Source organism: Micromonospora sp. NPDC049089, from assembly GCF_040648775.1.
GTDB lineage: Bacteria > Actinomycetota > Actinomycetes > Mycobacteriales > Micromonosporaceae > Micromonospora.
Genome location: NZ_JBEZEH010000194.1, coordinates 1 through 14,042, shown reverse-complemented (window position 1 = coordinate 14,042; position 14,042 = coordinate 1). Strand labels below are relative to the sequence as shown.

General features: G+C 72.6%; 15 protein-coding genes. 6 read left to right on the top strand and 9 right to left on the bottom strand.

All coding sequences use genetic code 11. The features are described from left to right. Window positions 1-46 precede the first annotated feature (46 nt). The gene (gene ispD / locus AB0B48_RS26710; protein ID WP_357206317.1) at window positions 47-742 is read right to left on the bottom strand and encodes a 2-C-methyl-D-erythritol 4-phosphate cytidylyltransferase; all 696 of its coding nucleotides are present in this window, start codon (window positions 740-742) and stop codon (window positions 47-49) included. A 56-nt stretch (window positions 743-798) separates the two neighbouring features. Then, window positions 799-1,284, bottom strand: a complete 486-nt coding sequence (locus AB0B48_RS26705; protein ID WP_203148040.1) for a CarD family transcriptional regulator — start codon at window positions 1,282-1,284, stop codon at window positions 799-801. Window positions 1,285-1,612: 328 nt separating this feature from the next. On the opposite strand from AB0B48_RS26705, the gene AB0B48_RS26700 reads away from it, so the two are divergent. Next, a complete protein-coding gene (locus tag AB0B48_RS26700) occupies window positions 1,613-2,305 on the top strand; it encodes a hypothetical protein (protein WP_357206315.1) in 693 nt (230 codons plus the stop codon). Window positions 2,306-2,316: 11 nt separating this feature from the next. On the opposite strand, the gene AB0B48_RS26695 is transcribed toward AB0B48_RS26700, so the two are convergent. The 4 genes from AB0B48_RS26695 to AB0B48_RS26680 all read right to left on the bottom strand — a co-directional run bounded on the left by AB0B48_RS26695 (window position 2,317) and on the right by AB0B48_RS26680 (window position 6,118). Further along, window positions 2,317-2,961: a hypothetical protein gene (locus tag AB0B48_RS26695; protein ID WP_357206313.1), complete on the bottom strand. Its 645-nt coding sequence runs from the start codon at window positions 2,959-2,961 to the stop codon at window positions 2,317-2,319. 31 nt (window positions 2,962-2,992) lie between these two features. Further along, the gene (locus tag AB0B48_RS26690) at window positions 2,993-4,042 is read right to left on the bottom strand and encodes a type III polyketide synthase (protein WP_357206311.1); all 1,050 of its coding nucleotides are present in this window, start codon (window positions 4,040-4,042) and stop codon (window positions 2,993-2,995) included. A 94-nt stretch (window positions 4,043-4,136) separates the two neighbouring features. Continuing rightward, window positions 4,137-5,303: an acyl-CoA dehydrogenase family protein gene (locus tag AB0B48_RS26685; RefSeq protein WP_357206309.1), complete on the bottom strand. Its 1,167-nt coding sequence runs from the start codon at window positions 5,301-5,303 to the stop codon at window positions 4,137-4,139. Between the two features lie 41 nt (window positions 5,304-5,344). Continuing rightward, window positions 5,345-6,118 carry a methyltransferase domain-containing protein gene (locus AB0B48_RS26680; RefSeq protein WP_357206307.1) on the bottom strand — a complete coding sequence of 258 codons (774 nt, stop codon included), beginning with the start codon at window positions 6,116-6,118 and terminating at the stop codon, window positions 5,345-5,347. Between the two features lie 46 nt (window positions 6,119-6,164). On the opposite strand from AB0B48_RS26680, the gene AB0B48_RS26675 reads away from it, so the two are divergent. From AB0B48_RS26675 to disA, 4 genes are all read left to right on the top strand, one after another. Then, window positions 6,165-7,004, top strand: a complete 840-nt coding sequence (locus tag AB0B48_RS26675; protein ID WP_355005933.1) for a UbiA family prenyltransferase — start codon at window positions 6,165-6,167, stop codon at window positions 7,002-7,004. 140 nt (window positions 7,005-7,144) lie between these two features. Beyond that, complete coding sequence (locus AB0B48_RS26670; protein ID WP_357206305.1) at window positions 7,145-7,924, top strand: hypothetical protein; 780 nt, start codon at window positions 7,145-7,147, stop codon at window positions 7,922-7,924. 84 nt (window positions 7,925-8,008) lie between these two features. Next, window positions 8,009-9,466, top strand: a complete 1,458-nt coding sequence (gene radA / locus AB0B48_RS26665; protein ID WP_357206304.1) for a DNA repair protein RadA — start codon at window positions 8,009-8,011, stop codon at window positions 9,464-9,466. 131 nt (window positions 9,467-9,597) lie between these two features. Then, window positions 9,598-10,782 carry a DNA integrity scanning diadenylate cyclase DisA gene (gene disA, locus AB0B48_RS26660; protein ID WP_030327921.1) on the top strand — a complete coding sequence of 395 codons (1,185 nt, stop codon included), beginning with the start codon at window positions 9,598-9,600 and terminating at the stop codon, window positions 10,780-10,782. A 6-nt stretch (window positions 10,783-10,788) separates the two neighbouring features. On the opposite strand, the gene AB0B48_RS26655 is transcribed toward disA, so the two are convergent. The 3 genes from AB0B48_RS26655 to AB0B48_RS26645 all read right to left on the bottom strand — a co-directional run bounded on the left by AB0B48_RS26655 (window position 10,789) and on the right by AB0B48_RS26645 (window position 12,693). Next, the gene (locus tag AB0B48_RS26655) at window positions 10,789-11,505 is read right to left on the bottom strand and encodes a hypothetical protein (RefSeq protein WP_357206302.1); all 717 of its coding nucleotides are present in this window, start codon (window positions 11,503-11,505) and stop codon (window positions 10,789-10,791) included. Between the two features lie 106 nt (window positions 11,506-11,611). Further along, on the bottom strand, window positions 11,612-12,184 hold the full coding sequence (locus tag AB0B48_RS26650) for a peptide deformylase (protein WP_350857154.1): 573 nt from the start codon (window positions 12,182-12,184) through the stop codon (window positions 11,612-11,614). Beyond that, window positions 12,181-12,693, bottom strand: a complete 513-nt coding sequence (locus AB0B48_RS26645) for an ACT domain-containing protein (protein ID WP_357206299.1) — start codon at window positions 12,691-12,693, stop codon at window positions 12,181-12,183. The genes AB0B48_RS26650 and AB0B48_RS26645 overlap by 4 nt, the downstream gene beginning before the upstream one ends. Before the next feature lie 96 nt (window positions 12,694-12,789). Here AB0B48_RS26645 and AB0B48_RS26640 point away from each other — a divergent pair, with 96 nt between their 5' ends. Further along, window positions 12,790-13,701, top strand: a complete 912-nt coding sequence (locus tag AB0B48_RS26640) for an A/G-specific adenine glycosylase (protein ID WP_357206297.1) — start codon at window positions 12,790-12,792, stop codon at window positions 13,699-13,701. Window positions 13,702-14,042 lie beyond the last annotated feature (341 nt).

The window sequence follows — 14,042 nt, the reverse complement described above, 5'->3', positions numbered from 1 at the left end:
GGTGCCGATGGCGACCCGGGGAACGATCATGATCAGAGGGTACGCGTCAACCGGCCGCGGCAAGCAGATGCTCGGCCAGAGCCAGGTCGAACGGCCGGGTGATTTTCAGTGCGTACTCCGAGCCGGGCACGCAGCTCACCGCGACGCCCTGCTTCTCAACCAGTCCGGCGTCGTCGGTGAGGGAGTCACCGGCGGCGGCGTGGGCGGCGCTGAGCACGACCCGACGGAAACCCTGCGGGGTCTGCACCGCGCGCAGTGCGGAACGGTCGACGGTGCCGAGCACCACCTCGTCGGCACCGACTTCCTTGATCGTGTCGACGACCGGCAGGACCGGGATCACCGCGTCGCACCCGCCTCGTACCGCCGCCGCGACGGATTCGACCAGCTCAGGCGGGGTGAGCGCCCGGGCGGCATCGTGCACCAGGACGATCGTCGGACCGGGGGGCACCGCGGCCAGCGCGGCGGCCACCGACGCCTGCCGTTCGGCACCACCGGGCACCACGGTCACCGGGGCGACCGGGGCCAACAGCTCGCGGACGGCCTGCACCTCGGCGGCCGGCGCGGCCACCACGATGGTGTGCACCGACGGCGCGGCGGCCAGTCGACGCACGGCGTGCACCAGCAGCGGTTCACCGGCGAGCAGGCGCAGCGCCTTGGGTCGGCCGGGGCCGAGCCGTACGCCGGCACCCGCCGCAGGCACGAGGACCGCGACGTCACCGCGCGGATTGAGCTGCGCGGTCACGTCGCGGTCCTCGGTGGTTTCTTCACTACGAAGTGGGTACGACGATGCTGTGCGGACTAGGCCTCGGTGAGGACCTTGTCGAGCAGCGTCTCCGCCTCGTCCTTGGTGCTCTTCTCGGCCAGCGCGACCTCGCCGACGAGAATGTCACGGGCCTTGGCGAGCATCCGCTTCTCGCCCGCAGAGAGGCCCCGCTCCCGCTCCCGGCGCCACAGGTCACGCACGACCTCGGCGACCTTCAGCGGGTTGCCGGAAGCCAGCTTTTCCAGATTGGCCTTGTAACGCCGCGACCAGTTGGTCGGCTCCTCGGTGTGCGGAGCCCGCAGAACGTCGAAGACCTTACCGAGGCCTTCTTCGCCGACCACCTCGCGCACACCCACGATCTCGGCGTTCTCGGCCGGCACCCGGACCGTCAGGTCACCCTGCGCGACCCTCAGGACGAGGTATTTCTTAGGCTCGCCCTTGATGACCCGAGTCTCGATTGCCTCGATGAGTGCGGCCCCGTGGTGGGGGTAAACAACGGTCTCGCCGACACTGAAAACCATAGGTTCGAAACCCCTTTCGCTGTGTCTAGGGTAACACGGTCAGGCACTGATGTCTCTCCGATGTCCTGACCATTGGCGCAGCTCAGGGGCCCTGTGAGAGGTCTTGCTTCAGCTTGACAGGCGGTCAAACCGATGGTTCGAACACGCTCCGTAACGGGCAAATGACTGCCCGGTACGGGTGAACAGAACGTCGAGATCAAGGGCTATGCGCTCCTCCCATGGTAGCCCGGCCAGCAGGACCGCGCCCAGATGTAGCGCGAGGAGCCCCTGGTGCGGGACCCTGGAGACCGAGCCGCACTCAGCTCTCGAGACGCTTCCAGGGGGTCCGATGGGCAAGCCGGACGCAGAGGGTCACGGGCCAGCCGACGGCCTGCCCGGCCTACCGCCCGAATGGGGCCGCGTGGTGGTTCCCGACGACGCCTCCGCACTGGCCGCCGAGGCCGCTCAGATCCGCCGTGAGCTGCGCCGGGCCGACGGCCTCTCGGGCGGTCACCGGGCCCTGGGCCTACCGCTGGCGGTGCTGTTGGTGGCGGTCCTCACCACGCTGGCCGGCCTGCTGGCGGTCACCTGGCCACGCGCCAACCGCGAAGCCGACCGGCCGACCCCGGCCCCCTACTCGCCACCCGGGACCCTCGTCGGGCGGGCGCTGCCCGCACTGGACCTGGTCAGCGCGGACGACGAGCCCGTGCCACTGCGCGGCCTGCTACCCGCCATGATCATCCTGCTGGACGCCTGCCGCTGCCCGGACCGGGTCACCGACGCCCTGGCGGCCGCTCCCGCCGGCGTCTCCGTAATCACCGTCACCGGAGGGCGGACGGCGCCAGCCGGGCCCACCATCGAGCGGCAGGCTCGCGCCCTGGCCGACCCCGCCGGGGGCCTGCGTTCTTTCCTGGGCCAGCCGGCCCGCTCCGGCGCCGCGACCGCCCTGCTCGTCGACCGGGCCGGCATCGTGACCCGGGTGCTGCCCGAGATGGGCACCAGCGACTCCTACCGGAGCGACCTGAACGCCCTGGCCGCCTGAGCCGGCCGCGCCTACCCGGGCAGCACGACGAGTTGCGCCTGGATGTCGATGGGCCGGTCGCCGGCCGACAGCGACAACCGGAACGGCCCGCCAAAGGGCAGCACCTCGGCGTTGGCGATCGTGCCGTCGCAGTCGATCCGTAGCTGACCGTTGATCTTGGCCTCGTCGCTCGTGAGCGCCAGCGTGCCGGGACGGGTGCACCGGTACTGGAGCAGGTAGCGGGCACCACTGTCGTTGGCCTGCCGGGTCACTTCCTGGCCGGCAGCGATCTCCCGCTGCTCCCGCCAGACGGTCTCGTTGAACGAGGGCAGGTCACCCGAGCGGAAGAGCAGCGCGGGATCGCCCTCGATGTCGACGATCGAGCCCGTCTCCAGGTCGATCACCGTCCGCGGGCTGCTCTCCACCCGGATGACCTCGCCGGTGTCCGGGTCCATCCGAGCCGTGATCCGCGCTTCGGGCTCCTCAGCCGCGATGAGACGTTCCAGTGGGGTGCTGACGCTCCGCTCGGCGCTCGGCGCCGCGGTGGGAGGAACAGCCGCAGCGGGCGTCGACGAGGGCGCGGCCGAGTGCCACCACCAGCCGCCCACGACCAGGGCGGCCGCCGCGGCACCGAACAGCACCACCGAGCGCAGCCGGTCGTCCGCCGTCACATCCACCTCCCGAGCGTACCGGCCGGCCCGACGGGGTTCAGCCCTGTCGATCGAGCAGGGCTGCGTACAGGGTGAGGCCGGGGCCGAAGGCCAACATGACGATGCGCCGAGCCGCCGGTGTCGCCCGACCCAACCGGTCCAGGATCAGCAGGACGGTCGGCGACGAACAGTTGCCGTGCTCGTCGAGCGTCGCACGGGACGCCGCCAACCCCTGCGGTGGCAGCGCCAACTCCCGTTCGACGACGTTGAGGATCCTCGGCCCGCCCGGGTGCACGGCCCAACCGTCCACCTCGGAGCTGGTGAGGCCGTGCCGGGCCAGCAGATCGTCGACCAGCCCCCGGACGTGCCTCGACAGCACCTGCGGCACCTTCGGCGACAACCCCATCCGGAAGCCGGCGTCGGTGACGTCCCAGGTCATGTGGTCAGCCGTCGAGGTGTCGGTGACGGCGGTGACCTCGCGCAACGCGTACCCCGAGCCGCCCGGCACGACCACGGCGGCGACTGCCGCATCCGAGAAGAGCGCGTGGGAGACGATCTGCTGGGTGTCCACCCGGGCGCTGGACGGCTGGATGTGCAGGCTCGTCAGCTCCGCGCACAGCAACAGCGCCGGACGCCCCCGGGCGGTGACGAAGTCACTCGCCGCGCCCAGCCCCGGCAACGCCGCGTAACAGCCCATGTGGCCGATGACCATCCGCTGGGTTTCCGCGGCCATGCCCAGGTCCCGGGCGAGCAGGATGTCCAGCCCAGGGGTGGCATAGCCCGTGCAGGAGCAGACGATGAACAGCCCGATGTCGCCGGCGCTCAGCCCGGCAGCGGTCAACGCCCGACCCACCGCCTCCTTGCCCAGCGGCAGCGCCTCGACCTGGTAACGACGCATCCGCCGCTCGGTCGGCCAGTCCGACACGTCCTCCAACAGCGGGTTGACCGCGGCCTGCCGCCGGGTCACCCCCGAGTTGGCGAAGATCCGCTGGGCCAACGACCTGGTGGTGCCGGTGAAGTGCCGGGAGAAGAAGCCCTCCCACAACTCGTCCTGCGAAGCGGACGGCGGCTGCGCTGTCCCGAGCCCCGCGATCACTGGTACGGACACGATCCCCACCTCTCGTCAGATGCTGTCCTCCCCCTGGCCGTCCCACCAGCCACGTCGGCTGGTCGTTCCTTCGTGCGAGCCCGGTGGCGCGGGCTCACCAACGTGGTGCCGATCCGTCACGATCCGGGTCGCCGCCCAGCGCGGCGATGCCGAGCCAGTCGGCGCAGACATCAGACGTGGCCGGGTGCAGCGAGCCGCAACGGGCGTCGCGGTAGAGCCGCTCCAGCGGATGACCACGGCGGGTGGCCGAGGTGCCCGCCGCCTCCAGCACCGACGCCGCCACCTCGGCGGCCGTGGTGCCGGCGAGCAGCTTCGCCCGCCACACCCAACGGTTGGTCTCCTCGTCACCGGGCGCCTCGTCCACCCGGCGGGCCGCCTCGGCAACCACCAGTTGCGCGGCGGCCGTCGCCGCGTCCGCCCGACCCAGCCTGGCCCGCACCGCCGGCAGACCGGCCAGGTTGCGGGCGTTCAGGTGCTCGGCCGCCGCGTCGATCGCCGCGCGGGCGACCCCCACGTAGACGGCCGCGTAGCTGGCCACCAACCAGTGCGGCATCAGCTGCGCGACCACCAGCGCAAGCCCCTCCACCCCGCCGAGCAGCCGGTCGGCGGGCACCGTGACGTCCAGGTGCAGGTCGTGGGAGGAGGTGGCGCGCATGCCGAGTGAATCCCAGGTCGGCTCCACGGTCAGCCCGTCGCCGGCCGGCACCAGGAACTGCGACACCACCGACTGGTCGGCCGCACTGCGCGCCGCCACCAGGTAGCCGTCCGCGTGCCCGGCCCCGGAGCAGAAGGTCTTGCTGCCCTTGAGGTGCCAGCCCCCGTCGGTCGGCTCGTACGCGGTGGTGAGCTGGGACAGCCGGGCACCCGCGCCCCGCTCGCTCATCGCGACCGCGTACCAGGAGCCCTGCGCCGCCGCGCTGAGCAGCCGGTCGCGGGCGGCCAGCGCCTCGTCGGGTACGCCCAGCGCCTCGGCCAACTCCTCGGTGACAGCGCCCAGCGCGCCGGTCACCGAAGCGTGCATGTTGAACACCAGGGCGGTCGCACCGTTGCCCCGGGCAAGCTCAGTGGCCACCGCTGCGTACTCGGCGAAAGTGGCGCCCAGACCGCCGAGCGCCCGGGGCACCATCAGCCCGAAAAGGCCGGCCTCGCGCAGGTCGGCGAAGTCGTCCACGGGGAAGGAACCGTCCCGGTCGTGCTCGGCCGCCCGCGCGGCGAACCGCGGCGCCAACCGGCGTGCTGCCTCAAGCGCGTGCACCGTCATCTCGTTCCTCCTACGGCGTTCCATACCCCGCCACGGCCTGACTATCCTTTGCGGACCCCCCGGCCCTGGTACAGCACGGCGGTGGAGCGGGTCGGCACGATGCGCGGCGCGCGGCCGACGGGCACGGCACCGGCCGTGCGGCTCGCGCGAGCGCGGCGCAGCAGCCAGGCGAGCATGCCGCCGACCTGCGGACGGATGCCCCGCAGACTCAGGTCGACACCGTGTCGGGCGCACTCGGCCACCAGCGCCCGTGCGTCCACGAACAACTGTGGATCGTGGATGCCGCGAGGCACCGTCGGCAGGCGCTCGGCGATCCGGACCGCGACGAGCCGGGCCAGCGCCGTGTCGTTGAGGGTGTCCAGCACCAGCACGCCGCCAGGGCGCAGCAGCCGACAGGCCTCGGCCACCGCGCGCGGCCAGGCCGGCACGTGCTCCAGCAACTCACCGGCCGAGACCACGTCGGCGCAGCCGTCAGGCAGCGGCACCGCCGTGGCGTCACCCTGGACCACCCGCACCCCGTGCTCGGCCGCCTGGACGAGTGCCGAGTGGGTCAGATCCACCCCGACGTGGCGGTAGCCCTTGCCCGCCAGGTGCGGCGCGAGCAGGCCGGCGCCGCAACCCAGGTCGACGAGCAACGCGTCCGGACGGGTGGCCGGAGGCACCAGTGCGGCACGGGCCTCAGCCAGCCAGTGCAACATCGCGAACGCACCGTCCGGCCGCCACCACTCACCGGCCAGATCGTCGTACTGACGCGGATCGTTTCGCGGCAGCACCCTCGGACCGGTGGACGCCCCGGCCGCAGCCACGTCTCGCATGGAACCGAGCGTGGCACGACTGCTCGGTAACGACCAGACTTCCCTTATGTCGTCGAGGGTGTTAGGGCTGGTCAGAGCGAGCCATCCGGAACCGGCCGCAGCGGTGACCACGGTGGCCGGTCTGCTGGCCTGGGGAGTGGGCCACCGGCCGACCGGAATCGTCTCGGTGGTGCTCGCCGTGCTGGCCAGCCAGCTCGCCGTCGGCTGGACCAACGACGCGCTGGACGCCGAGCGGGACGCCACTGTGGGGCGTACCGACAAACCGGTCGCCAGTGGCGCGGTCGGTCGGCGCGTCACGGCCTGGGCCGCCGCGGTGGCCGCGGTGGCCTGCCCGTTGCTGGCGCTGACCACGAACCCGGTGGCGGCCTTCTGGCTGACGCTCGCCCTGGTCTCCGCCCTGCTCTACGACTGGCCGCTCAAGGCGACCGCGTTCTCGGTGCTGCCCTACGCCGTGTCGTTCGGCGCGCTGCCCGCCTTCGTGGTGCTGGCGCTGCCCGGCCAGCCGTCCCCGCCGGTCTGGCTGGTGACGGCGGCGGCCTGCCTGGGCGCCGGCGCCCACTTCGCCAACGTGCTGCCCGACCTCGCTGACGACGCCCTCACCGGCGTGCGCGGCCTGCCCCACCGGCTCGGTGCCGCCGGCAGTCGGGTGGCCGCGGCGGGTCTCCTCCTCGCGGCGACCGCGACACTGGTCCTCGGGCCACCCGGGCCGCCGTCGGCGATCGGCTGGGCGGCGGTCGGCACGGCCGCCGTGGTGCCGCCGCTGAGCTGGTACGCCGGGCGCTCGGCGATCCGGGCCGGCCGGCGGCCGGTGGCGGCCTTCCGGGCGGTGATGCTGGTGGCCCTCATCGACGTGGTTCTGCTGGTGGCGAGCGGTCGGGTGGTGTGAACGCCACCCGGGCAGGTGGCATTGCCGGGTCCGCGTGCGGGCCTCGATCAGTCCCAACTACCCTGGAGCGCGGTCTGCGCGGGTATGGCCACCGTGCCCGGCGTACGGCCCGGGTGGGGATTGTGACGAGGAGGACCGACGTGACGCGCTCGATCAGGGGATCCCGGCGGGCGGCCCTGTTGCTGTCCGGGATTGCGGCGGCCAGCCTGCTGGCTTCGGGATGCGGCACCGGTCAGATCGCCGAGACCGCGTTGAAGGAGCCGTCGGTCCAGGGCGTCAACCTCACGACCAACAACGGTTCCTTCTCGGTGCGGGGCCTGCTCGTGGACTACCCGGGCACCGAGGGTTACAAGGCCGGGCAGGACGCGGGGCTCGGCGCCGTGATCTACAACGACTCCAAGGAAACCGTGACGGTCACCGTCACCACGGAGAGTGCCCGCGAGGTGGTGATCAGCGGCGGCTCGGCGAGCCCGTCGCCGTCCGCCTCGGAGTCCGCCTCCATGAGCCCGTCGCCGTCCGGTTCGGCCAGCCCGTCGAACTCGACGTCCGGTTCGCCGAGCCCGTCGGCGACGCCCTCCGAGACCGGATCGTCCTCGGCCACCCCGTCCGCCCCGGAGTCGGCGCGGGCGTCCGGTTCGGCCAGCCCCGCCGCCCCGGGTCAGCCGGCCCGGATCGAGCTGGCGCCGTTGAGCTACATCCAGTTCAACTCCGAGGCCACCACGCAGCTCCGGCTGATCGGCCTGACCGAGGCGCTGCGCTCCGGCCAGAACGTCGTCGTGACCTTCGACTTCGGCAACGGCAACACGGTCACCGGGCAGGCGCCGGTCGCGGTGCCGCTCACCCCGGCGGCCCCTCCGTCGCCGATCATCGAGCGCGAGGGTGGCTACGAGGGCAACGAGGGCGGCACGACCCACGAGTGACCGACCCGCACATCGACGAACGCCCCGGCGTGGTGACCACCACGCCGGGGTGTTTTCGTCGTACGCGAGGGCTAGCGTCCTGATGTGACCACCTCCCGATCGACAGCTCCGCGTGGCGGCACGGCCGGTGCCCCCCGTGGTCGGTCCGCCGCCCGCGAGCCGCGCCCGGCCTACCAGTGCGACGCCTGCGGGCACCAGCCGCCCAAGTGGGTGGGGCGCTGCCCGGAGTGCGGCGAGTGGGGGGCGGTCGTCGAGCACACCGTGACCGGCCCGACGGTCTCCGGTCGGGTGGTCAGCTCCCGGATGCCGTCCGAGCCGGCCCGACCGATCGCCACCATCAGCGCCGCTCCGGCCCGCGCGGTGCCCACCGGGGTGAGCGAGCTCGACCGGGTGCTCGGCGGCGGCCTGGTCCCGGGTGCCGTGGTGCTGCTCGCCGGCGAGCCCGGCGTGGGCAAGTCGACCCTCCTTCTCGATGTGGCACAGCAGTGGGCGGTCGGCGCCGGCAGCCCCTCGCTGGTGGTCAGCGGCGAAGAGTCGGTCAGTCAGGTGCGCCTGCGCGCCGAGCGGATGGGCACCCTGCACGAGCGGCTCTACCTCGCCGCGGAGAGCGACCTCGGCTCGGTGCTCGGTCACCTCGACGCGGTCAAGCCGGGCCTGTTGGTGCTCGACTCGGTGCAGACCATCTCGACCACCGGCACCGAGGGTGTGCCCGGTGGGGTCACCCAGGTCCGCGCGGTTACCGCCGCGCTGGTCTCGGTCGCCAAGGAGCGGGGCATCGCCACAGTGCTGGTCGGGCACGTCACCAAGGACGGCCAGGTGGCCGGGCCTCGGGTGCTGGAGCACCTGGTCGATGTGGTGCTGCACTTCGAGGGCGACAAGCACTCGTCGCTGCGCCTCGTGCGCGGCGTGAAGAACAGGTTCGGCGCGGCCGACGAGGTCGGCTGCTTCGAGATGCACGAGGGCGGCATCAGCAGCCTGGCCGACCCGTCCGGGCTGTTCCTGACCCGCTACGCGGAACCGGTCCCGGGCACCTGCGTGACGGTGGCCATGGAGGGGCGGCGGGCCCTCGTCACCGAGGTGCAGGCGTTGATCGGCGCGACAGTGGCGGGCTCTCCCCGGCGCACCGTCTCCGGTCTCGACTCCGCGCGACTGGCGATGGTGCTCGCGGTGCTGCAACGGCGCACCGAGCGGCTGACCCTGCACGACCGGGAGGTCTTCGCCGCCACTGTGGGCGGGATCCGGGTGGTGGAGCCGGCCGCCGACCTGGCGGTGGCTCTGGCGGTCGCCTCCGGCGGGCTCAACCTGGCGATCGCGCCGCACCTGGTGGCGATCGGTGAGGTGGGGCTGACCGGCGAGGTGCGCCGGGTCGGGGCGGTGCCGCGCCGGCTGGCCGAGGCCGCCCGGCTGGGGTTCAAGGTGGCCCTGGTGCCGCCCGGCTGCGGCCCGACCAGCACCGGCGCCGGCCCCGAGCAGATGCGGGTGACCGAGGTCACCGACGTCCGTTCGGCGCTGCACCATGCGGCTCGCGCGTCCGCCGAGTGACCCACCGTGCCGACGAGGGCGGCGAAACCGGACAGCACGTCGCAAGCGGGAAACGTTGGAAAGGGCGGCATCGTGACACATCACAGTAACCACGACAGCACCCACCGCACGGCAGTCCGTAGACTGTGCCCGTGCCGATCGACCGCGATACCACCAAGCCAGCCGGCGCGCCGCCCCAGGCCCGCACCGGCGCCGTGGGCTCGCCCGCCCGCCCGATCAGCGTGAGCGTGACTGCGGGGGCCGCCGGGAGCGCCGGAGATCCGCTACGCGCCAATCTCGCCCTGATGGCCCCGGGCACTGCGCTGCGTGACGGTCTGGAGCGCATCCTGCGAGGTCGCACGGGCGCGCTCATCGTGCTGGGCTACGACAAGGTGGTCGAGGGCCTCTGCACCGGCGGCTTCCCGCTGGACGTGGAGTTCTCCGCGACCCGCGTGCGCGAGCTGTGCAAGATGGACGGCGCTGTCGTGCTCTCCAGCGACGGCACGAGGATCGTCCGGGCGGCGGTGCACCTGATGCCCGACCCGTCCATCCCGACCGAAGAGTCCGGCACCCGGCACCGCACCGCCGAGCGGGTGGCCCGCCAGACCGGCTACCCGGTCATCTCGGTCAGCCAGTCCATGCGGATCATCAGCCTCTACGTCAACGGCCAACGGCACGTGCTCGACGACTCGGCGGCCATCCTCTCCCGCGCCAACCAGGCGCTCGCCACCCTGGAGCGCTACAAGCTCCGGCTGGACGAGGTCTCCGGCACGCTCTCCGCCCTGGAGATCGAGGATCTGGTCACCGTGCGGGACGCGGTGGCAGTGGTGCAACGGCTGGAGATGGTTCGCCGGATCGCCGACGAGATCGCCGGCTACGTGGTGGAGCTGGGCACCGACGGCCGCCTGCTCGCCCTGCAACTCGACGAGCTGATGGCCGGCGTTGACGCCGACCGGACGCTGGTCATCCGGGACTACCTCCCCGTCGGCCGCAAGTCGCGCACCCTGGACGAGGCTCTCGTCGAGCTGGACCTGCTCGGTGCCACCGAGCTGATCGACCTGGTGTCGGTGGCCAAGGCCATCGGCTACCCGGCCGCGTCCGACGCGCTCGACGCCGCGGTCAGCCCGCGCGGCTTCCGACTGCTGGCCAAGGTGCCCCGGCTGCCGGTGGCAGTGGTCGATCGCCTGGTGCTGCACTTCGGCAGCCTTCAGCGTCTGCTCGGCGCGACAGTGGAAGACCTGCAAGCCGTCGAGGGGGTCGGCGACGCCCGGGCCCGCGGCGTCCGTGAGGGGCTGTCCCGGCTCGCCGAGGCATCCATCCTGGAACGTTACGTCTGACCCGGCTCAGCCGGTGACGGTGAGCTTCACCGGGTCGCTGAGCTTCGTGCCGACCCGGGCCAACACCTGGTACGACCCGACCGGCGCGAACGGTCCTCCGGCCAGCGCGCCGTCACAACGGCTGGTGTCCCGCCCGTTCCAGGGCACCTGGTAGGAGCGCTCGAAATTCGGCGTGAAGGACTGCACGTCCGAGCCCTCGACTTTGCCGCAGGTGTCCGACGACCAGACCTTCTCGGCCCCGGACTTGATGAAGATCTCCTGGAGGTCGGCGCCGACGTTGCGGCTGCACGTCCGGTCCGACGTGTTCTTGATCCTCAGTTGCAGCTCGACCACCGCGCCCCGCTGCACCGAGGTCGGGCTCGCCGACGAGACCACGCTGATCTCGCCGTCGGTGCAGGTGCCGTCGTCCTCCGAACCGGCCGCCGCGCCCAGCGGCGGTGTGTTGCTGGTGATCCCCGGGCTCGGACTCGTCGCACCCGAATCAGCGGACGCGGACGACGCCGGAGCGCCGGTCTGCGGTGTCAGCACCGGCCCTGCGGGGCCTGACGTCGCGGCGGACGTCGCCGACGGCGACCCTCCCGCCTTCGGATCCTTGTCGCCGGAACGACCCGAACCGGTACAGGAGTAGAGCAGGACAATCAGGAACAGGAACCCCGCTCCGAGTACGACGGCGCGACGCCGCCAGTACACGGCGGGTGCCAGGGGGCCGACCGTCAGACGCATGATGCCCTCCACCGTAGCCGCGCCGTACCCGGCAGTGCGGCGCGACGCGCCGGAGCCACTCCGAGACGCCCGCGCCACCCTCCACTGAGGACGTTCCGCCACCCGGTCACAGGTAGACCTTGCGCTGATAGACCGCGTGCGCACCGGCCACCCGGTCCAGGAAGAGCAGCCCCGCACAGTGGTCGATCTCGTGCTGCAACGCCCGAGCCTCGAAGCCGTCAGTCACCAGCCGGACCGGCTCGCCGCTGCCCGGCAGATCACCCTCCACCACCAGCCGGCTGGCCCGCTTCACGTCGCCCGTCAGGTCCGGCACCGACATGCAGCCCTCCCGGCCCGGCTTCCACCGCGTCGCCTCGACCACGCGCGCGTTGCACAACACGAAGGTGCCGTGCACCGTCACCGCCTTGGGGTGCCCGGTCACGTCGACGGCGAAGACCCGAGCGCCCACCCCGACCTGCGGCGCGGCCAACCCCACGCAGCCCGGCGAGACCTTCATCGTGGCGATCAGGTCGGCCGCGAGTTGGACAGTCTCCTTTGCCGTCGGGTCGACCTCGTCCGCGGCCCGACTCAGCACCGGATGCGGGGCGGACACCACCGCCCGCACCTCGCCCGGCACGTCCAGTGACTCCGGAGTCCAGTCCCCCAGGCCGACCTCCGGCCCGCGCTCCTCGCCGGTCACAACAGGTCCGGGTCCGCCGGGCGGAGGGTGACCTCCACGCCCAGCTCGGCAGCCGTCCGGTGCAGCCGGTCGAGCAGAGTCTCCGCCACACCGGCCGGCAACTCGACCTCCGCCAGGACCACGTAGAGCGCACCGGTCAGCCGGGTACTCAGGTCGGTGACATTCCCCCCGGCGTCCACCAGCACCCTCGTCATCGCCGCGACGATCCCCATCCGGTCCGAACCGTGCACTGCCATCACGTACGGCTCACCCACCGGAGGAACATCGCCGTCCGGGGTGACCGCGCGTACCGTCGCCAGCAGCTGGCCCTCGGCGGCCAGCGACGCCAGTGCGGCCTCGACCTTGGCGGCGGCCGGGCCGGTGCAGATGAGGGTCATCGCGAAATGCCCCCGCAGCCGCGTCATCGTGCTGTCGGTGAGGTTCGCGCCCAGTCGGGCCAGCACCTCCGCGACGTCGGCCACGATGCCCGGCCGGTCCCGACCGATGACGGTGATCGCGAGCTCGTTCATCCGCGCATTCTCCCCCGCCCGCCGAACGAGGACGTGGCACCCCGCCCGAGCCGCCCAACCAACGGGAACGCCGGGCGTGACATCATCGACGACGCCATGACTCAACCCGACTTCGCCACACTGGTCAGCCGGTGGTTCCAGCAGCACGCCCGTGACCTGCCGTGGCGCGAGCCCGGCGTCACCCCGTGGGCCATCCTGGTCAGCGAGGTCATGCTCCAGCAGACACCGGTGGTCCGGGTGGTGCCGGCCTGGCAGGCCTGGCTGACCCGCTGGCCCGACCCGGCCGCGTTGGCGGCGGACACCCCGGCCGAGGCGATCCGGATGTGGGGACGCCTCGGCTATCCCCGCCGGGCGGTCCGGCTCCGCGAATGCGCGGTCGCGATCGTCGACCGGCACGGCGGCCAGGTGCCGGACCGGCTGGAGCAACTACTTGCTCTGCCCGGCGTCGGCACGTACACCGCGCGGGCGGTGGCCGCCTTCGCGTACGGGCAGCGGCACCCGGTCGTCGACACCAACGTACGCCGGGTGGTGTGCCGGGCGGTGGCCGGCGAACCGGACGCCGGGCCCGTCACACGGCCAGCGGACCTGGTCGCCACCGAAGAGCTGCTTCCGACCGAACCGGCCGCAGCGGCACTGGCCAGCGCCGCGTTCATGGAACTGGGCGCGGTGATCTGCACGGCCCGGTCACCGCGCTGCACCGCCTGCCCCGTCGAGTCGGTCTGCGCCTGGCGAGCGTCCGGCCAGGAGGCGCCGGCCGGGCCGACCCGTCGACCCCAGCGGTACGCGGGCACCGACCGACAGGTCCGCGGTCTGTTGCTCGGAGTGCTCCGGGACAGCACCGGACCGGTCCCACACCAGCGGTTGGACCAGGTCTGGACCGATGACGTGCAACGCGCCCGCGCCCTAGCCGGGCTGGTGCAGGACGGGCTGGTCGAACCAGCCGGCAGCGACTCCTTCCGCCTGGCCGGTGACGGCCCGTCCCTGCCAACAGCAGACCTGACCACCTGACCTTCCACTGGCGCATCCTGCGCGCCAACTGAAGGGCTGCGCGGCCGTCCGCACGCCCGCACGCCCGCTCGCCCTTCGCGGCACGCAAAGGCCGCGATCCGCGCCTTTCACCTCAAGATCGTGCTCGATCCTGGATGTAGTGGTGTCGGGCGCGCCGGATGCCACTACATCCAGGTTGCTGCGCGATCTTGGGAGCCGAGGCCTTCACGGGGAGCGGGGACGGCGGCTCGGCGGTGTGCGGGGGCACGAAAAGGCGGGGGCCCGCGGGGGGGGGGGGCCGGCCCGCCCGCGGCGGCGACGTTCTCCGAGCCGCAGGGCGTGTGCGTGCTGCCCACGCACGT

What these genes read in the sequence shown, in the direction of transcription:
- AB0B48_RS26640 (WP_357206297.1), top strand. Translation starts at nt 12,790, where the DNA reads ATGACTCAACCCGACTTCGCCACACTGGTCAGCCGGTGGTTCCAGCAG.
- AB0B48_RS26705 (WP_203148040.1), bottom strand. Translation starts at nt 1,284, where the DNA reads ATGGTTTTCAGTGTCGGCGAGACCGTTGTTTACCCCCACCACGGGGCC.
- AB0B48_RS26675 (WP_355005933.1), top strand. Translation starts at nt 6,165, where the DNA reads ATGTCGTCGAGGGTGTTAGGGCTGGTCAGAGCGAGCCATCCGGAACCG.
- AB0B48_RS26700 (WP_357206315.1), top strand. Translation starts at nt 1,613, where the DNA reads ATGGGCAAGCCGGACGCAGAGGGTCACGGGCCAGCCGACGGCCTGCCC.
- AB0B48_RS26685 (WP_357206309.1), bottom strand. Translation starts at nt 5,303, where the DNA reads ATGACGGTGCACGCGCTTGAGGCAGCACGCCGGTTGGCGCCGCGGTTC.
- AB0B48_RS26680 (WP_357206307.1), bottom strand. Translation starts at nt 6,118, where the DNA reads ATGCGAGACGTGGCTGCGGCCGGGGCGTCCACCGGTCCGAGGGTGCTG.
- AB0B48_RS26645 (WP_357206299.1), bottom strand. Translation starts at nt 12,693, where the DNA reads ATGAACGAGCTCGCGATCACCGTCATCGGTCGGGACCGGCCGGGCATC.
- AB0B48_RS26655 (WP_357206302.1), bottom strand. Translation starts at nt 11,505, where the DNA reads ATGCGTCTGACGGTCGGCCCCCTGGCACCCGCCGTGTACTGGCGGCGT.